This window comes from Bartonella pachyuromydis, assembly GCF_039543065.1.
Lineage (GTDB): Bacteria > Pseudomonadota > Alphaproteobacteria > Rhizobiales > Rhizobiaceae > Bartonella > Bartonella pachyuromydis.
Genome location: NZ_BAABJA010000002.1, coordinates 166,368 through 186,534, shown reverse-complemented (window position 1 = coordinate 186,534; position 20,167 = coordinate 166,368). Strand labels below are relative to the sequence as shown.

Genomic DNA, 20,167 nt, shown 5'->3' with positions numbered 1-20,167 from the left:
CTATCCATTATGTTTCATTATATAAGGGAAATGATTTTGAACGAGAATAATTAATTCTTCGATGGCGATTGGTTTAGTAACAAGTGTACTTTGAACATATTTGCAGCCTTCTTGGCGTAGGAAGAGTGCTTCTTTTTCATTTTCAACACCTTCTGCAATGATCTGCAAATTAAGATCAGTTGCCATATTAATAATGGACTTGAGAACAAGTTTTTTCTTGACAGAATCGATTGAGATAAACGAACGATCCAATTTAACCATGTCGAATGGATAACGCACGAGATAAGCAAGTGAAGAATAACCGGTCCCAAAATTATCAAGTGCAAGATTTATTCCAAGAGCTTTAATTTGTTCAAGAAAGTGTGCTGATTGTTCAGGGTTTTTTCTTAAGACAAATTCAGAGATTTCTATCATTAAGCTCTCTTTTTTTAGTGGGTGACGAAGCAGTACGGAGCGTAATTGACTGATGACGCGAGGATGAACCATTTCTGCGCTTGGCAAATTGATTGAAATAAAGAACGACTGTTGAGAAAATTTTTCTTGTATATTTGTAAGATCAATCACGACATTTTCAATGATAAATTGTGCCAAATCCATAATGATTTGTTCATTTTCTACGATCTTGATAAAATCAGAGACATTGAGATTACCGTAATTTGGATGATGCCATTCTACAATTGTTTCAAAACCAATAATGTGTCCATCTGATAAATTAAGAATAGGATGATAGAGGATTTTTATTTCATTACGTTTTATGGCGTAATGAATATCTTTTGTCATGGTATTATGTTCAATGCTTAAAGTGCGAAAATTAGGACGAAAAGGCTCAATATGGTTTCCACCCATTTGTTTTGCGCGGATCATTGCCAGTTCGCTATCATTTAGAATATCCTTAGCGGTTGATCTACTTTCACTCCAAGTGACCAAGCCAATTGATGTTGAAAGTGTGATTTGTTTTTCTGTAAGTGAAATAGGTGCCGAGATTGTTTTATGTAGATGATTTGCAAATGCGGCAATTTTCTGTGGTTCAGTTTCACTGAGTAAAATGATTGCAAAACGGTCTGCAGAAAGTCGTGATAAAGTATCCTGAAAGTTAATAAGACGGCTCAAACGTCGTGCTATGACAAGTAGTACAGTATCACCAACAGCTATACCCAATTTGCGATTAATTTGACGAAAATTATCAAAATCAATCATAAAGACGGTTGGCCTAATTTTGATATTTGCTTTAGCCAAAGCGGTATAATTTTGTAATCTGTCGAAAAAAATTTGTTGGTTAGGAAGTCCCGTTAAGCTATCATGAATAGCATCATGCAATAAGCGTTCTTCGGCTTTTTTGTGGTTGGTAATATTGACAATAGTTCCAATGACACGTGTAATTTTCCCATCTTTTTGCATAGCAGGGCGTGCGCGAAGAGAGAACCAATGATAATAGCCACCACCAGAAGACAGTCGAAAAATTTGATCAATTCGTCCTTTTTTATTTTTAAGAATGATATCCAATACGGCTTGAAAACGCTCACGATCATCATAATGCAAGGCCGAAATCCAGTTACGCATAGAACCATTGAGTTTATGAGCTTCAGTGCCAAAAAGGGTTGTCATATTAGGGTGTACGACAATACGATCACGCTCAACATTCCAGTCCCAAATAATATTTCCAGCTCCTTTTGCGGCAAGTACTTGTTGCTCAAGATCGGAAAATATTCCTTCATGGAAAGCATCATTGGAAAAAGTTTGTTGTAAGACAGTAAAACTGATAAGAAGGACAATGAGTACTAATCCTCCAGCTAACGCTGGCTGAATAATATCGTTGTTTAAATAGCCTTCTATGCAAGCATAAGCTCCAACACACCAGAAGCTAATGAGAAGCCATGTTGGTATAAGCATGATAGCGCGGTCATAGTTTCGGAGTGAAAAATAACTAATTAAAATGATACCAAGCACAGCGGTGAGGCCAAATGACAAACGGGCGATACCAGCTGCTTTGGTTGGATCATAAATAGCAAATGCTCCAAGACCACAAAAAGCAATAGTCCATAGAATTGCACCATAGCTGAAGTGATAGTGCCAACGGTTAAGGCATAGATAGGTAAAAAGAAAAATAAAGAGTGTAGCAACAAGCGCTACTTCTGTAGCAGCACGCCAGATTGGTTGCGTTGTGAGCGTCACAGCAAAGAATTTATTTAAAAAGTTAAAGTCGATGCCAATATAAAAGAGGACTGCCCAAGCGACAGCAGCTGTTGCAGGAAAAAGTCCTGTTCCACGAACAACGAAGAGAACCGTTAATAAAAGAGCTAAAAAACCTGATATACCGAGAAGAATACCATGATAAAGCGTATAAGAATTGATTGTATCCTTATAGGCTTCAGGCTGCCATAAATAGATTTGCGGTAGATTTGCGGAGTTAAGTTCGGCAACAAAGGTAACGACAGCACCAGGATTAAGCGTAATACGAAAGATATCAGAGTTTGCACTAGGTTGACGGTCAAGAGAAAAACCTTCACTTGGAGTGATAGACTGAATTCGTGCTGATCCAAGGTCTGGCCAAAGAAAGCCTGAAAGAGCCATGCGATAATGGGGAGCAACGATAAGACGGTCTATTTGTTCATCTGTTGGGTTTGCCAGAGAAAACACCGCCCAGTTTCCAGAAAATTTTTCACTTTTTGCCTGCACTTCAATGCGCCATACGATACCATCTGGTCCTGGTGCTGTACTTGTTTGAAAGATAGAGTTATTTGTACGGTGGATTTCTATTGCGTTTGAAAGATCAAGAGCAGCATCTTGAGAAGAAATTTTAACGGGTTCAATTGCTTGTGCTGATGTAAGGTGAACAAAAGAACTGATGACTATAACGAAAATGATATTAATGATTTTACGCAAACTCTTCACAATGTCCCACTCTCAGTATTTTAGGATATTTAATTTTAATTTTCGAGAAAAAAACATTCACCCTTTTATAATTCATGTTAGATAACAAGCGGTTATTATTTTCTTTTGAAAAGTTGTACTATTTGATACAAGGATAAACTCTTCTTTATTTACTTCAAAAAATCTCGAAGCTAACGGAGATTCACATTTTTGTAGGGCAAAATAAACTATGTTTTCTCAGATTACATAGATATATTTTTGCTTATTGAACACTTTATCACATGAAGTGGGAGTTGTGTAGTTTTGTACAGCTGTTTGATAAATATTTCCAAAACTTATTTAGCAAGAAGAATTTGAATGGCAAATTTTATCATAAAATCCATGTATGTTACTACACTGCAGCGTTTAAAAGTCATTTTTATATCTCTCATATGCGCGAAAGCATTTGTTTTTTTAATCTTACTTTATTTTGTAGGAAAGCAGTGATGTTAAATCATCAAAATGCATGAGGGTGCCAACAGGACCTACAGCAGCTAATGTTGGAGTGGAATTGATAAAAAGGCGTTGCGCTAAATCAGTCAATCTTGCAGGAGTAATAAGATCTAAGCGTTCAATTGTTTCAGATATGGGAATTGGTCGACCGTAAAGAAGCATTTGGCGGGCAATGAGATGTGCTTGACTAGACGGGTTCTCCTGCGACATTGTAAGGTTTGCACGATATTGCGCTTGTGCGCGTTGGAGTTCATTAGCATGAATATTTTTGCTTGCCTGAGAGAGCTCATCAAGAATTACAGGTAGAAGTTCTTTTAGTCCTTTTTCTCCCGTAGCAGCATGAACGCCAAACAATCCAGTATCTGAAAATCCCCAATGAAAAGCATAAATAGAATAGCATAGTCCACGTTTTTCTCTTACTTCTTGGAAAAGGCGTGATGACATGCCACCGCCAAGAATAATGGAAAGAATTTGGGTAGCATAAAAATCACGTGCATGATAAGCACGTCCCTCAAATCCTAGAACAATTTGTGTATCCATTAAATTGCGATATTCGCGAAAGTCGCCGCCAACATAATTGGCAAGATTGGTAAGGGGTGCTGTTGAATGGGGGCGAAAAGTGCTAAGACGACTTTCAACTTCTCGCAAGAAACTTTCGTGTTGCACAGCTCCTGCCGCCACGATGATCATACGGTCTGCACTATATTGTTTGTTCATAAAATTATGAAGATCAGCAGATGTAAATGATTGGATTGTTTTAGGTGTTCCTAAAATCGAGCGCCCAAGCGATTGGTGACGAAAGGCTGTTTCAGTAAAGTAGTCAAAAACAATATCATCAGGAACATCATGAGCGGCACCAATTTCTTGAAGAATAACTTGTTTTTCTCGTTCTAATTCTTCTTCGTCAAATTTTGAATGCATTAAAATATCGGCTAGAATGTCAATAGCAAGTGGTATATCGCCTTTGAGTACGCGCGCAAAATAGGCTGTTGTCTCTGTACTGGTTGTGGCATTTATTTCACCACCAACATCTTCAATATTACTTGCAATTTGGAAAGCTGTACGATTTTCTGTTCCTTTGAAAGCCATATGTTCAAGGAGATGGGCAATCCCATGCTGTGTGAAAGTTTCATTGCGTGAGCCAACTTTAACCCATATCCCGAGTGCTACACTCTCAATTTGTGGCATTGTATGTGTGGCGATAGTCAAACCATTACTAAGGCGACTGATATCTACACCCATTTGTTCATTACTCCATTAAACAGGACCAATACCTTATTTAAAGGCTATTGGAATATTGTTGATTTGAATTAATGCAGCTAAATTTAATAAGATGCACGCGATTTTAGGGAAATATAATCTTTTATTATTTTTTCATCATTAGCAAGACCTATAAAATGTTCTTCGCCTTCCATGACATCGTTGAGACAAGGAGGCTGAGGGGTATTAAGTCCGCAGGCGCTTTTGATAGCATCAGGAAATTTAGCAGGATGTGCGGTAGCAAGAACGATCATAGGAATATGTGGTTGTTTATTTTCACGAGCCACCTTAAGCGCGACAGCAGTATGAGGATCAACGAGATAACCGCTTTCTTTATAAACACTGTCAATTGTTTTTGCTGTTTCCATTATACTACTTTTCCCAGCAGAAAAAAGAGAACGAATATTTTTTAGTTGCTTTTCGTTAAGATTAAAACGCCCTGTTTTTTTCAAGCTTTTCATTGCATTGCAAATCCACAATGGATCACGCTCACCACTCTCAAACAGCAAACGTTCAAAATTAGAAGAGACTTGAATATCCATAGAAGGTGATGTTGTGTGGGTTATTGGTTGTATTTCATAAGTACCACTGGTTAATGTGCGTACGAGAATATCATTATCATTTGTTGCAATGACGAGTTTGGCAATGGGTAATCCCATACGGGCAGCAACATAACCTGCAAAAATATCACCGAAATTTCCGGTAGGAACAGTAAAGGAGACAGCTCTATCAGGAGCTCCTAAGGAAAGTGCGGATGAAAAATAATAAACAATTTGCGCTATAATACGCGCCCAATTTATAGAATTAACTCCTGAAAGTGCTTTTTTTTGTCGGAAGTTATGGTCATTAAACATTGCTTTGACAAGCGCTTGGCAATCATCAAAATTTCCTTCAATGGCAATGGCATAAACATTTGTACTTTGATTGGTTGTCATTTGTTTTTGTTGAACAGGAGATACGCATCCTTTAGGAAATAAAATAAAAACATCTGAATTTTCTCTTCCAGCAAAAGCTTGTATTGCTGCTCCACCTGTATCACCTGATGTAGCAGCAATAATTGTGGCGCGTCTCTTTTTTTTAGTTAGAATATTATCCATCAATCGAGAGAGAAACTGCATTGCGACATCTTTAAATGCTAGAGTAGGGCCGTAAAAAAGCTCAAGGATGAATTCATTCGTTCCAGTTTGTCGTAACGGGCAAATTACTGGATGACGAAAGGAAGCATAAGATTCAGCAATCATATTTTCAAAAGAGTTATATTCGATTTCGTTATTCACAAAAGGCCAAAGAATAGTTTTAGCAATTGTTGTATAGGACTGACCGCGAAGCGCTCGTAATGCATCAAATGACAATTGGGGAAATTTTTCTGGAAGATAGAGCCCTCCATCACTTGCCAGCCCAGTCATGATAGTTTCAGTAAAGCCTAAAGCAGGAGCCTCACCTCTCGTGCTAATATATTTCATAGTTTTTTTCCTTCATTTACTCCCAGAAATTTGGTAAATTTATTTGTTTCATGTTTTTAATAATATTTAAATTATAAAATGAATAGAAGTTTGTTTTCTTATTTTTATAAAGAAATTAATAGTATAGACTCTTTTTTATATTAGACGCAATACATTGAATGTTCACGAATTTTTTATCATAGACAAGAAATATTTTTCTATTTTCCTTTGTTTGTTTCACACTAACCATCACACTTACCAGCATAAGATCAATATTCAGGAGAGAGTTTATCGAGAACTTGTCTTGCCAAAATGCACTTGTTCTTAATTATTTTTTATTCTTACTTTAATCAATAATTCATATGAAATTAATTTTCTCAAATAATATCCTATGATTTATTTTGGAAGCTTTATAAGGTCATTTCATGGCATTCTATATAATAAATTGTGCACTTACAGCAGTTTTTTTCATCTAAATATCAGTTTTATATGAAAAGATATGATATTTTACTACACAATATTATTGGTAATCTATTATGCCGTATCTAGAAAACACAAAAACAGCCTGCCTAATTATATAAGACAGACTGCAATTTAATTGCTACTTTAAAAGTATAAAAAGTAAGCAAATAACTTTTACTTATACTTAATTAAGCTTTCGTTTTGCCTATTGCCCATCCGATTATCGCGCTCAATACGGACATAATAAATCCGGTTGCAAAACCAAAACCAAGAGCTCCTGCCTCAGTAAAAATTCCTAATGTATAAGAACCAAGAACCTTTTCAATTTTTCCTTCAGCTGCAACGTCATTTTTTGTTTCATGAAAGGCATTTGGCACGAAGAGAGTGGCGATATTGATAGCTTTCTGCTTTCCTTGTTCTATAACAGAAACGGCAATATTTTCTTTCTGATGGTCAATATTTAAATGATTGGCATGAACATTTACAACTTGTGAAAGAAAAAAAGCAACCACTATAAAAATATTTAGCAAGTTATTTTTAAATATTTTGATCATAACTTTACCTCGATTTATAATTTATTATTAAACTATTATCACAAAATAAATGAGTAAAATTATAACTTATATAATTAATTCTAAATATATATTTTATTTATAATTTACTTTTTATCACAGATAATGAATGAATAGTTTAAGTTATTTATTTCTTACGATTTATATTTAAGTTTTGATTTTAATGAGATCATTTAAAAAGAGTTATTATTTTATTTATCATAAAACCTAATAACAATCCTACTGTACTTACTGTATATCCAATCGCCATTCCTATATCAAAAACTCCCATTGTAACAAATTCAGCTACATTTTCAATTTTTCCTTTGTTGCTTTCAGAAATAACGTTATTTTTTGGTTTATGATTTAAATTTGAGTCATAAAATAGGGAGCGAAAAGCAGTTATACTGATCAGGTTATTCTTTTCCTTTCCTGTTATGCGATCGATAATAATCTCTTTTGTAAGGGTGTTTTGTAGATAATTTGCATTAACATTTACAATTTGCGAAAGAAAAAAAACGGCTACGATAAAAACGTTTAGTATATAATTTTTAAACAATTTTGTCATAATTTTACCTCGAAAACATTCTATCCTCGCAACTGGTAAAGTGATCTATCAGTATCATAATGAATACAGAGGATAGAATGTCCTTTCTAACGTTTTGCTATTTAGAGCGAAAGAAAATTACTCTATTATGTATTCATAAACCTCAATAAAAAACATAATAAATCATTTCTGAAGCTTGATCGTGGGAATTATTATCTAAAGATTGATATTATATCCTTTATCCATCCTATTACTGCACTAATGGTATTTATTGCGAATCCAAATGCCATAATCCCTGCTGTGACGGTCAATGGATCGACTACCTTTTCAAAACTCCCTTCATTGGCGGTGTCTTCTGTTATCGTTCCATAACTTACCGCAGGAATATGGAGCGCGGCCACATTAACTGCTGTGGATGTAGTGTCTTTTACTTGTTCCACTACATAATTTACAGGTTCCTCTTTGTGAGAAGCATTTCTTAAATGACTTGCATTTACACTCACAACTTGTGAAAGAAAGAAAGTAGCTGCTATAAAAAGATTGAATACTTTTACCATATTTTTTTACCTCAAATATTTTCTACTACCATAAATATGAATAGATAAGTGCATCTGAAGATGTCAGCTAAGTATAGCACAATAAATACAAAGCGTTCATACAAATCTCACTATCTCGGATAGTATAATTCACTATGAATTTATAGTCAACAATAAAATACGTATGTTTTATATATTTTATTATAAATATATAAGAATTTTATGAGCTGTATTTTATTTTACATAAGTATGTTATAAAATTTATTTAAAATATGTTATGTATTTAATGGTATATAACTTACAAAAATATGAATTATTAAACTCAATATCTATAATAAAGAATTGAGATATTATAGTTCTTCTTATAGATAAATTTTTGATAATATTTTTTAACTCATATAAAATATATAATAAATTGTATGGTTATAATATAGTATTAAAATGGTGATTATATTATAATAACGAATACGTCTTTACCATAAATTATAAAGGCATATGTAAAGCGTATTATAAGAAAACTAATTGTGAATTTATAATTCATTGTCTTATTGTTTAATGTATATCAAGAAAGAATCTAAAAACTTTTATAAACCGATTAACATAATATATCTTATAATTAATATATAATCTTTTTTGATGATATTTTATTTAATATAATAGTTATGCTGTTTATATATATTCTAAATTTTATGTTTAGATTGTCTAGTCATTGTGTTTAATTATAATATTATTATAGATGATTTAATTTTAAATTGTATAAATTATGTTTTATTATAAATATTAAGAAAAATTTGTATTTTTCTATAATAAGCAGAATATATATTGAATAGAGTAATTTTTCATAACTTATGATAATGACATATACGAGTTCTTTATCATACTGAGCTAAGTTGTATTATAGCTTTTGTAGATCTATCTTAATAGAGCTAAGAGCATCTTGATAAGATGTTACGGAGAGAGTTTATTTATTAAGGTGCGTTCATAAGATCTTTTATGATAAATCTCTCCATACAGCCATTGCCTCTAAAACTTCTCTTAAATGGCCATGTTTGGCGATAACTGTTTCAGCACCGGCTTCTGCAAGTGCGTTAGAGTGGCCAAGATAACTGTGGGATCCCCCAGTAAAGCCAATGATGCGCATGCCTGCTGCTGATGCAGCATGTACACCATGGAGTGAATCTTCTATAACAATAGTGTTTTCCGGTTTTGCATGTAATTGTTGTGCGGCAAAAAGGAAAACATCAGGGGCTGGTTTTGTTTTTTTTGTTCCAACCTCAGGGGCAGAAAATATTTTATTATGAAAAAGATCATAAAGATCAACGGCAGTGAGCATCTCTTTTATATTTTCGCTTTTTGCATTAGAGCAAATGCAGTAGGGATAGCGTGTCCGAATGGTTTCTATTGCTTCTCTAATACCATCAATAGCACGTAGTTCAGTTTTTATTTGTGCTCGAAAAAGATTTGACATTTGATCTATGAGCTGAGCAGAAATTGGTTTTTCTGTTTCCTGTTCAACTCGTTGAAGAATATCGCGAAAGATGAGTCCCGTATAACGTTTACTTAATTCTTCAGGTGATATTTCATATCCTGTTTGTTTCAGTAGTTGAGATCCAATTTTTGCTGCGAGATATTCAGAGTCTACCAGAACTCCATCACAGTCAAAAATAATGAGATCTATTTGAGGCATGAGATATTCCTTTATATTTAATTGATAGATTGAAAAATTTTATAAGAATGCCATTGAGAAAATTTTATTTCATAAAAAGACGCTTTGAAAGTGATTCTTATTTATTTTATGTAGAAAAGTAGAAAAGAAGTATGGAAACGGTACATTGAAGGAAAGAAAAGAAGGATTTGTCAATATAAAAATTCTTTACTTTTCTAAAAAAAATAAGAATGTGTATCAATTTTCTAGAAATTTAACGATACGTTTACTCTATTTTGTAAATATGCACTGACAATGCGGGCCTATAAATCAATTTGATTGATTGTAGGGTAAATTCAGTTCATTTTGTTGGGTTTTTCATGACAGTTATTCATCTTCAAAAAGATTTCATTCGTACTCCCTCACAGATGCCATGGCGCAATAAAATTTTCAAAGGAGATTGTGTTGCAGTACTGGAAAAACTTCCAAAACATTCCGTTGATGTGATTTTTGCCGATCCTCCTTATAATTTGCAATTGGATGGCGCTCTATATCGTCCAGATCATTCACTTGTGGATGCAGTTGATGATGCATGGGACCAGTTTGAGAGTTTTTCTGCTTATGATGCTTTTACGCGTGCATGGTTGCTTGCCTGTCGTCGTGTATTAAAACCCAATGGAACGCTTTGGGTTATAGGGTCTTATCATAATATTTTTCGGGTTGGTGCGGCATTACAGGATTTAGGTTTTTGGGTGCTTAATGATATTATTTGGCGCAAAAATAATCCCATGCCTAATTTTCGAGGACGTCGTTTTCAAAATGCTCATGAGACGCTTATTTGGGCTGTTAGAGATCAAAAAGATAAAAAGTATACATTTAATTATGATGCTTTAAAAGCTGCCAATGAGGATCTACAAATGCGTTCAGATTGGCTTTTTCCTCTCTGCACGGGAGCTGAACGTTTAAAAGATCGGGCAGGGCGCAAATTGCATCCAACACAAAAGCCACAAGCATTATTAGCTCGTATTATTATGGCTTCTAGTAAGCTTGGTGATGTTATTCTTGATCCATTTTTTGGTTCTGGAACAACAGGTGCTGTGGCAAAACTCTTGGGACGTGATTTTGTGGGGATTGAACGTGAGCAGGATTATATTGATGCGGCATGTGAAAGGATTGCAGCGGTAAAACCTTTAGACAAACCAGAATTGGCAATTTTGGACAGAAAAAAAGCCGAACCACGTGTAGCATTTAACAGTTTGCTTGAAGCAGGTTTACTCTATCCTGGAGAAGTGCTTTATGATCGCAAGAAGCAAGTATCTGCTATTGTAAGGGCTGATGGTACAATCATGCATGGTGGTGAAGCTGGTTCTATTCATGCAATGGGCAGAAAGGCTCAAGATTCACAAAGCTGTAACGGTTGGACCTTTTGGTATTATGAGGAAAACGGGCGCTTGAAACCTATCGATAATTTAAGAATGATCATACGCTCACAGATGTTAAAAACGGGTGTTTTGTAAACCGAGCAGGCAATATTGTTATATTGATTAAGTTCTTAAATGTCACGTTTTTATATTGAGATGATTTATAAAGAGGTATATTTTTTTCGTTATGTATACCATTCTGCTTGTGACGCATGAGCGAGCGTTTTTTTATTCATCTAATAGGTTTTTGATGTCATTCTTGATTCGTTAATTAGGGAATAGCAGGTATTGTTGCCAAACTTTTAGAACGTGGTTTTGTAGATATTGAACACGAGCAAGGCTCACTCTATTTGAGGTTCTCATTCAAGTGATAAAACGATAGATTATTGTTATAAATAGCTTTAACAAGATAAAATACAGCATATTAAACTAAAAAATTCATTTTTTAAGTGATAAGAATTATTTTAATCTAAAGGAATGAGGAATCGCTATGGAAATAGCTTTTTTCATAACAGTAGGAAGTGCTTCTTCGCCGAGATTTTGGATGTCGCACCACCAGCCATTTTCATAATTCATTTCGTGAACAGTTTTAGTATAGTAAACATCGAGTTTCAGAGAAAAGTGGGTAAAGACATGTGTAACTTGTCCTTTAAATTGCCAGTTGGCAGTGAAGGGGGCATTGTGCAGTCCATTTTCGTTATTTTTTCCGATATTATTAGGAATTTGTGTCATGCCTCCAAGGAGTTTTTTACCTTGTCGTTTTTCCAAATATATTTGTCGATTTTCATTAAGGACCACAAACGCAATACCCGTTTTTGAAGGACGCTTTTTTTTAGGTGTTTTGACTGGAAAAAACTCTGTTCTTTGCATCTTTTCTGCTTGGCAAAGAGTTTGAAGAGGACAGAGATAACAAAATGGTTTGCGTGGTGTACAAATGGTTGCACCTAGATCCATCATTGCTTGAGCAAAATCACCAGGGCGATTTAAAGCAGTAATTTCTTGTGTTTTTTCTTTGATTTCAGCTTTTGCTTTTGGTAATATTGAAGCAATAGCAAAGAGGCGGGTTACCACGCGTTCAACGTTACTATCAACAACTGCTACAGGGTGATTAAAAGCAATTGCAGCAATGGCTGCGGCTGTGTAATCCCCAATACCTGGTAGAGTACGCAATGTTTGTACAGATTGTGGAAACTCTCCTCCATAATTTTTTACGAGCTGTTTAGCGCAATTGCTAAGGTTACGTGCGCGTGAATAATAGCCAAGTCCAGCCCATGATTTCATGATATCATCTTGTGAGGCTTTCGCTAACGAAGGAAGGTCAGGCCAAAGTTTTACAAATTTTTGAAAATAAGGTTTTACAGCTTCGACAGTTGTTTGTTGAAGCATGATTTCAGAAAGCCAAACTTGATAGGGATCAGGGCGGATACCTTGAGTTTGTTGTTCAGGGGTAATACGCCATGGTAAATGCCGGTGCTTTTGATCGTACCAAGAAAGAAGGTGCGAAGAAACTTCATGCATGATTGTTTTCAACCATAGAAGGATATAAAATGCAAAAGAAAAAAGCATATATTTTGCAATTCATATTTCATTTGTGCCTCTTTATTATAGAAACTTTGCTGAGGTAAGAATTAGGATTTATTAATATGGGATGAGATGTTTTGAGAAATAGTTTTTAGATGAAAGAAATTTTTGTAATTGAGTACAGAGCTGAATAATGATCTAAGAACATGAGCAAACAATTGAAAAAACGCTATTTTTATTCTCTTTCTGAGACGCTATCCAAAATGCTTGATCCGGTTTTGCGTAAACGGACAGGGCTGAGTGTTGCGCTTATAGAGCATTGGCCACAGATTGTAGGTTATGATATGAGTGAACATACTATACCGCTTAAAATTATCTGGAAATGTCGTGCGGTTCAGGATGAAGTTTTCAGCCCAGCAACACTTGTTATAGCATGTGAAGGATTTGCAGGCTTAAAATTGATGCACGAAACAAATGAATTACTCCATAAAATTAATATTTTTTTTGGCTATATTGCTATTGATCGTATCAAGATTGAGCAGCGATCTATATCTATTCCAGAAGATCACTTAAGGCTAAAATCAAATCTGCATGAAAAAGATAAAAAACATGTAGAAAAAATGCTTGATAAAGTTGAAAATGAAAGTTTACGCCAATCACTTTATGAACTTGGCTGTTGCATTTTCGCAGAAAAAAATAATAAATAACAAGATATTTTATATATTTTCCTTTAATATATGAAAGAGTATTGGATTTTTATTCGTTTAATAACAACAGAAAAGTATTATTTATGATAACGTATCGTCCTTTTTTGTCTTTGTGGATAATTTTTTTCTTAATGGTCACTATACAAACCAGCGCAACTATCACTTTAGCTAGTGGTGCTAAACTAGTTTCAACTGTCGATATGGCTGAAATTCTTCAAGCGAGAAAAGTGAAGGATCGGTTTGAGGGAGAGGAAGATGCACCAGTAACAATTGTTGAATATGCTTCGTTGACCTGTACGCATTGCGCGTATTTTTATAATGATGTACTTCCTGAAATTCGTAAAAAATATATAAAAACAGGAAAAGTAAAACTTATTTTCCGAGAATATGCTTTTGATCCTCGAGCAACAGCGGGCTTTATGTTGGCGCGATGTGCACCAGAAGATCGTTATTTTCCTTTGGTAGAAGTTTTATTTCAAAAACAACAAGAGTGGGTTTGGGGAAAAGATGCTCTAACACCATTAAAGGCAATTAGCCTAATGGCAGGTTTTACAGAGGAAAGTTTTACTGCTTGTCTAAAAAATAGGACCATTTTAGATGAGGTAAATGCCTCTTTTGATCGTGGTAAAGAGCTTGGTGTTACAGCAACCCCTACTTTTTTTATCAATGGTAATAAGTATGAAGGTGTCATGTCGGTAGAAGAGTTTTCTTCGGTGATTGATAGTTTTCTTAAAAACTAAATTTTCTCTAAATGAAGATGGGTTTTGATAGTTGTGGCCATTGCCCTTTTGAAAGGGTTTGTTTTATGTATTGATAAAGCGATCTTTGTTTTGGTTGGGTTAATGATAAAACAAATCATTGCTTTTAATGGTAAATCTGGGCACATGATGTTGTGATGCTGATATTAAGAGGATTTGTGGGATGGCAAAATGGGTTTATAGCTTTTGGGATGGCAGTGCGGAAGGAAATGCGAGCGAACGTAACCTTCTCGGCGGCAAAGGGGCTAATTTGGCGGAAATGAGTAATCTTGGTTTGCCTGTACCTCCTGGATTTACTCTTACAACGGAAGTTTGTAATTTTTACTATGCACATAACAAATCATATCCGGAAGAATTACAAGAAGTCGTGAAGCAAGCGCTAAAGTGTGTTGGTGAACAAACAGGACGTGAATTTGGGAATGAAAAAAGACCTCTTTTACTCTCTGTTCGCTCAGGCGCGAGGGCTTCTATGCCAGGAATGATGGATACAGTATTAAATCTTGGTATGAATGATAGAACTGTAAAAGCAATTGCTTTACAAACGAATAACGAGCGTTTTGCTTATGATAGTTATCGTCGTTTTATCCAAATGTATTCTAATGTTGTTTTAGGGTTAGATCATTCGTATTTTGAAGAGATTCTCGATGAGTCAAAAGCGCGCAATGGTTATACTGTTGATACAGAAATGACAGCGGATGATTGGAAAGATGTTATTATTTCTTATCATGCATATGTAGAAGAACAGTTAGGAAAGCCGTTTCCGCAAGATCCTGAACAACAGTTGTGGGGAGCAATTGGAGCAGTTTTTTCAAGTTGGATGACAGCACGTGCAGTGACTTACCGCCGTTTACATAATATTCCTGAAAGTTGGGGAACGGCAGTTAATGTGCAAGCTATGGTTTTTGGAAACATGGGGGAAGATTCTGCAACGGGTGTTGCTTTTACGCGCAATCCATCGACAGGGCAAAAAGAGCTTTATGGTGAATTCCTCGTAGATGCGCAAGGTGAAGATGTGGTAGCGGGTATTCGAACTCCTCAAAATATCACAGAAAATGCACGTATTGTTGCTGGTTCAAATAAGCCATCTTTGGAAAAGATTATGCCAGAGGCTTTTGAAGAGCTATGTCAGATTGCACAAAAGCTCGAGCTGCATTATCAGGATATGCAAGACCTCGAATTTACCATTGAAAAAGGTAAATTATGGATATTGCAGACGCGTTCAGGAAAGAGAACGGCTCGTGCGGCTTTAAAGATGGCAATTGAAATGGTTGGAGAGGGGTTGATAAGCCGTGAAGAAGCGGTGATGCGCATTAATGCAAAATCGCTTGATCAACTTCTCCATCCAACGCTTGATCCTAAAGCAGAGCGTTTTATTATTGCACGTGGTCTGCCTGCTTCTCCGGGAGCAGCGACGGGTGAAATTGTTTTTACTTCAGAAGAGGCAGAAAATCTATCGGCAGAAGGCCGAAAAGTTATTTTGGTGCGTGTAGAAACGAGTCCAGAAGATATTCATGGTATGCATGCAGCAGAAGGGATTTTAACAACGCGCGGTGGTATGACAAGTCATGCGGCTGTTGTTGCGCGTGGCATGGGAAAGCCATGTATTGCTGGTGCTGGTAGTGTACGAATTGATTATAACACAAACACGATGTTTGCTTCAGGACAAAGTTTTAAAAAGGGTGATATCATTACCATTGATGGTGGAAGCGGGGAAATTTTAAAGGGGAAGGTTGCTATGTTGCAGCCTGAGCTTTGTGGAGATTTTGCAAAATTGATGGAGTGGGCTGATGGGATGCGGCGTTTAAGAGTTCGCGCCAATGCTGAAACACCGTCTGATGCGCGTATGGCGCGTTCCTTTGGAGCTGAAGGTATTGGGCTTTGCCGTACGGAACATATGTTTTTTTCTGGTGAACGTATCGTTGCCATGCGTGAAATGATTTTAAGTAATGATGAAAGCGGCCGTCGTAAAGCGTTAGACAAACTTTTGCCCATGCAGCGTTCAGATTTTAGTGAATTATTTGAGATTATGTGTGGATTACCTGTTACTATTCGCTTGCTGGATCCACCATTGCATGAATTCTTACCAAAAACGGATGCAGAAATTCTTGAAGTTGCAACGGCTATGGGCGTTTCTGCTGATGTACTTTCTGAACGTGCGCAGCAGTTGCATGAATTTAACCCGATGCTTGGATTACGAGGATGCCGTCTAGCTATTACTTATCCAGAAATTGCGGAAATGCAGGTACGGGCTATTTTTGAAGCAGCAGAAGAAGCTGCTCAAAAAACTGGATCTCCTGTTATACTTGAAATTATGATACCGCTTGTTGCACTTAAAGCTGAACTTGATTTTGTAAAAGCGCGTATTGATCAGGTAGCTGATGAGGTGATGAGAGAAAAGGGAAGCAATATTCAATATATGGTTGGAACAATGATTGAGCTTCCAAGAGCAGCTCTTCGAGCAGGAGAAATTGCAGAAACTGCAGAGTTTTTTTCATTTGGAACAAATGATTTAACACAAACCACTTTTGGAATTTCACGTGATGATGCTGCTCCTTTTTTGGCAACATATTTTCAAAAAGGACTTTTGGAACAAGATCCTTTTGTATCCATTGATCGTGATGGAGTAGGAGAGCTTATTGCAACTGCTGTACAACGCGGTCGTTTACAGCGTGCAAAAATAAAATTGGGAATTTGTGGTGAACACGGAGGAGATCCTTCTTCTATTGCTTTATGCGAAGAAAATGCTTTGGATTATGTATCATGTTCTCCTTTTCGAGTTCCAATTGCACGTTTAGCAGCGGCGCAGGCGGCTCTTGCAAAAAAGATATAAAAAAGTGTTGAGTTATTTTATTGTGTGATAGTTATTCTTGTATTCACATCATAAATAAGAAGATATTTATTTCTTTCCTCAATATTTCGAGCTCTATACGCATCCCTCTTGTAATCTATAAGCATATGCTGTTTACGATTTATGATTAAAGAGGGATAGCAGAAGGGGGATACTGTATGAAGCCTTCTCTTTCAGATTTTAAAATAATTTATTTTTATAATTCAATAAACTAACTTGAATACGCAGAATAAATTGTACCTATTTTATATTTTATTCTCTAAAAATAGGAATTTTAGGATACATTATGAGTTGCATGAGTGAGAGAGAGAAAAGAATGCCTTTGATAGAATTATGAGACAAGCATAGAGTAGAACAGTACACTATTACCATGTTTTCAGCGTTTTCTTTATAAGATAAATATTTATCTTCAATTTAACAAACCAACTTCACGCATTTTTATCAAAACCACTTGGTCGATTTTACCGGTTATAGGAAGATCAAACATTTTTTGAAATTGTTTTAAGGCTTCTGTTGTTTTTTTATCTTCTATACCTGTGGCAATAACTTCCCTGTTACCAAACATACGTAAAGCTTTTTGCACTTGTATAATATCTGCCATAAGAGGCTCTAAAACAGTTTTTGTTGAGTGCGGCATATTTTTTATTTCATTTGTCATTTCCATTTCGCTTTGTTGAATTAATATTGCAATTTCGTCTGTTTTGATGTCGGGTAAAGTATTACTTTTCAGCTCCTGAGCGGATTGTTGTTTCCATTGTGCTATGGCGCGACGTGTTTTAGGACCCTCTACCCCATCTAAAGGACCATCATAAAGTCCTAGTTTTAGTAACTTCTTTTGCATTTTAAGTATGTTTTCTGATAGAGAATGCGAAGATGAATTTTTGCCTAAATGATCTAGAGACTCTATAGAAGTAACATGGGAAACGGCATGAAGTTTCGCTTCTTTTTTAGATAAAGTAGCGTTTGTCTTTATCTCAGGAACATATGGGAATTTCATCTTAGTGAAGATGTCATGATGCATTGTCATTTGCAAAAATAAAGCATTAAATGAAACAAAACCAAAACTAATGATAAAAAGACAAGCGCCAATGAAAACTAAAGTATTTTTTCTTGTATAAAAATAAAATGTTTTTGCTATCCAAAAAAGAAAACGACCGCTTATAAGAAAAAGGGTTATAACAATACTCCTATAGTGTTTACGCTTTTTCACGTTTTTTGTTCTATGCGTCGTTCGTTTTTTTGTCATTATTTTTATTTTTATTCCAATTGTGATTGTTTCCTACAGAGAAACAAAAATGAATTATTTTCGTTCTATGAGAGAAGATTACATCTCTATCGTTGTTTCTTCCTTATAAATTGTTAAAATGAGTAAAATTATCCTGTGAATGTATAAGCTGATAAATTAACTGTAGCCTTCATCCAATTTTCTTAAATTTATATTCCAAAACATTTTCAGTACGCATAAAAAGAATTCCTAGGTAAGCGATAGCACTTTTATGCTCATAAATCGTATCATTACACATTGTATCAAACGAAAAGGTGCTTTGTCCTTTCCTCATTTTTCTTGTGCAATATTTGAAATCAAATGAAAGCACATTTTCTTATCACCCTGCAGAGCTTATAGAAGTGTGTATCTGTTTCAAATATCTCATATGTACAGAGAGGGTATATTTCCATACAGTGTATCATGCACATGATTACTCAACCCTAAACATGTTTTATTTTAAATTCTCTCCACAAACATTTCATAAATTTTAATGAAAGCAATTTTTAAAATATCTGCAAGGAAATAAGTTAGCTGCTTAATCTTTATAATTTGACAACTGTGCGTTCTTATAAACTAAAAAATGGCAACATGTTCTGTACAATATCGTAACTTTCACATATTATCTAGTTATTACAATAGTTTTTTTGTCGCAGTACATTTGTCTTTATTATGCATCATGGAAGTGTAAAATTCCTATTTTCAACGCTTTTTTTGATTGTGCAATTCTGACATTAATTTTCACATAAAAAGAAAATGCTTCTTATTTTTGTAATGATGTAAATTTTCTCAATAAATGTTCATTTCGTAAACTGCTCATTTTTTATAAATTTTTTATAAAGAAGAAGAATATAGACTGCTATTTCATTTACAATTGTGGTACCTTGGTTGCCTATGATACGTTTTTTAATAAAATTATTATTATTTTTGTTTGTTGTTTTTGTCATCATTTCATTTTTTGTAGAAAAGCCGAGCAATAATCATTCCTCTATACCACAAAATAGCGAGACAACAACGACGAGTGATATGGTTATTGCTTTTAAGGAAGCTTTAAATGATGTAGGAAAATTCTGTGATCGTAATATAGAAGCTTGCAAAGTAGGAAAGTCGTTTTTAAGTTCCCTTGGCGAACGTGCACATTATGGTGCGAGAGCAACTTACGAATATTTGGGACGGATATTAGATAACAAGAACAAACCAGCTTCCTCAGATATTCTTCCTAATATGGAAATACGGGAGCCCACGCAAAAATAGTCCCCCACAGCACTTCCTTGAAATAAAATTTTCAATGTTCACCATTGCTGTTATGCTAAGAAGAATAAGTAGTTATGAGCATATCTGTCGAGCAATAGTATTCAATATGATTATCAAAACAGAATAGGACCCAAATTATGACAGAAACGATCGATGATATTATAGAAAATTTTTCTCTCTTGGATAATTGGGAAGATCGTTATCGTTATGTGATTGAACTTGGAAATGAATTACCGCCTTTTCCTGAAAATGCTCGAAATGATGCACATAAAGTAGCTGGTTGCGTGAGCCAAGTATGGCTTTTATCTTCACGCAATAATTCAGAAAATCCAATAATAACATTTCAAGGCGATTCTGATGCTCATATTGTACGCGGACTTATCTACATTCTCCTTACCTTCTATTCAGGTAAAAAAGCTTCTGAAATTCGTGAGGCTGATGCTGAAGGACTCTTTGAAACACTTGGTTTAAATGAAAATCTTACACCACAACGATCAAATGGTCTTAAATCGATGATTAAACGAATTCGTGATGAAAGTTATGTATAAGAAGACATCTCATAGCAAAATCATGCAAAAATTTTCACGG

At 35.1% G+C, this 20,167-nt stretch carries 15 protein-coding genes; 6 read left to right on the top strand and 9 right to left on the bottom strand.

Annotated features, from left to right (window positions below; all coding sequences use genetic code 11):
• The 7 genes from ABD917_RS02640 to ABD917_RS02610 all read right to left on the bottom strand — a co-directional run bounded on the left by ABD917_RS02640 (position 1) and on the right by ABD917_RS02610 (position 9,848).
• Positions 1-2,892, bottom strand: coding sequence for an EAL domain-containing protein (locus ABD917_RS02640; protein WP_345118545.1), 2,892 nt, complete (start codon positions 2,890-2,892; stop codon positions 1-3).
• Between the two features lie 438 nt (positions 2,893-3,330).
• The gene (locus ABD917_RS02635) at positions 3,331-4,605 is read right to left on the bottom strand and encodes a M16 family metallopeptidase (protein WP_345118544.1); all 1,275 of its coding nucleotides are present in this window, start codon (positions 4,603-4,605) and stop codon (positions 3,331-3,333) included.
• 83 nt (positions 4,606-4,688) lie between these two features.
• Positions 4,689-6,086 (bottom strand): threonine synthase, encoded by a 1,398-nt coding sequence (gene thrC, locus ABD917_RS02630; RefSeq protein WP_345118543.1) that lies wholly within the window; start codon positions 6,084-6,086, stop codon positions 4,689-4,691.
• A 629-nt stretch (positions 6,087-6,715) separates the two neighbouring features.
• Positions 6,716-7,081, bottom strand: coding sequence for a hypothetical protein (locus ABD917_RS02625; RefSeq protein ID WP_345118542.1), 366 nt, complete (start codon positions 7,079-7,081; stop codon positions 6,716-6,718).
• Between the two features lie 187 nt (positions 7,082-7,268).
• Complete coding sequence (locus tag ABD917_RS02620; RefSeq protein WP_345118541.1) at positions 7,269-7,646, bottom strand: hypothetical protein; 378 nt, start codon at positions 7,644-7,646, stop codon at positions 7,269-7,271.
• A 191-nt stretch (positions 7,647-7,837) separates the two neighbouring features.
• Positions 7,838-8,182, bottom strand: a complete 345-nt coding sequence (locus ABD917_RS02615) for a hypothetical protein (RefSeq protein WP_345118539.1) — start codon at positions 8,180-8,182, stop codon at positions 7,838-7,840.
• Between the two features lie 970 nt (positions 8,183-9,152).
• Entirely contained in the window at positions 9,153-9,848 is a 696-nt protein-coding gene (locus tag ABD917_RS02610) for an HAD family hydrolase (protein WP_345118538.1), read from the bottom strand.
• A gap of 386 nt (positions 9,849-10,234) precedes the next feature.
• Here ABD917_RS02610 and ABD917_RS02605 point away from each other — a divergent pair, with 386 nt between their 5' ends.
• A complete protein-coding gene (locus ABD917_RS02605) occupies positions 10,235-11,323 on the top strand; it encodes a site-specific DNA-methyltransferase (protein WP_425548541.1) in 1,089 nt (362 codons plus the stop codon).
• A gap of 363 nt (positions 11,324-11,686) precedes the next feature.
• Here the strand turns inward: ABD917_RS02605 and mutY are convergent, their stop codons facing one another.
• A complete protein-coding gene (mutY, locus tag ABD917_RS02600; RefSeq protein WP_345118536.1) occupies positions 11,687-12,793 on the bottom strand; it encodes an A/G-specific adenine glycosylase in 1,107 nt (368 codons plus the stop codon).
• 161 nt (positions 12,794-12,954) lie between these two features.
• On the opposite strand from mutY, the gene ABD917_RS02595 reads away from it, so the two are divergent.
• The 3 genes from ABD917_RS02595 (at position 12,955) to ppdK (ending at position 17,043) form a co-directional block, all read left to right on the top strand.
• Positions 12,955-13,455, top strand: coding sequence for a DUF721 domain-containing protein (locus ABD917_RS02595; RefSeq protein WP_345118535.1), 501 nt, complete (start codon positions 12,955-12,957; stop codon positions 13,453-13,455).
• Positions 13,456-13,538: 83 nt separating this feature from the next.
• Entirely contained in the window at positions 13,539-14,195 is a 657-nt protein-coding gene (locus tag ABD917_RS02590) for a DsbA family protein (protein WP_345118534.1), read from the top strand.
• Positions 14,196-14,376: 181 nt separating this feature from the next.
• Entirely contained in the window at positions 14,377-17,043 is a 2,667-nt protein-coding gene (ppdK, locus tag ABD917_RS02585) for a pyruvate, phosphate dikinase (protein ID WP_345118533.1), read from the top strand.
• Between the two features lie 427 nt (positions 17,044-17,470).
• Here the strand turns inward: ppdK and ABD917_RS02580 are convergent, their stop codons facing one another.
• Positions 17,471-18,307 (bottom strand): peptidoglycan-binding domain-containing protein, encoded by an 837-nt coding sequence (locus tag ABD917_RS02580; protein WP_345118531.1) that lies wholly within the window; start codon positions 18,305-18,307, stop codon positions 17,471-17,473.
• Between the two features lie 912 nt (positions 18,308-19,219).
• Here ABD917_RS02580 and ABD917_RS02575 point away from each other — a divergent pair.
• Positions 19,220-19,579 carry a DUF5330 domain-containing protein gene (locus tag ABD917_RS02575; RefSeq protein ID WP_345118530.1) on the top strand — a complete coding sequence of 120 codons (360 nt, stop codon included), beginning with the start codon at positions 19,220-19,222 and terminating at the stop codon, positions 19,577-19,579.
• A 137-nt stretch (positions 19,580-19,716) separates the two neighbouring features.
• Entirely contained in the window at positions 19,717-20,127 is a 411-nt protein-coding gene (locus ABD917_RS02570; protein ID WP_345118529.1) for a SufE family protein, read from the top strand.
• The last annotated feature ends 40 nt before the right edge of the window (positions 20,128-20,167 follow it).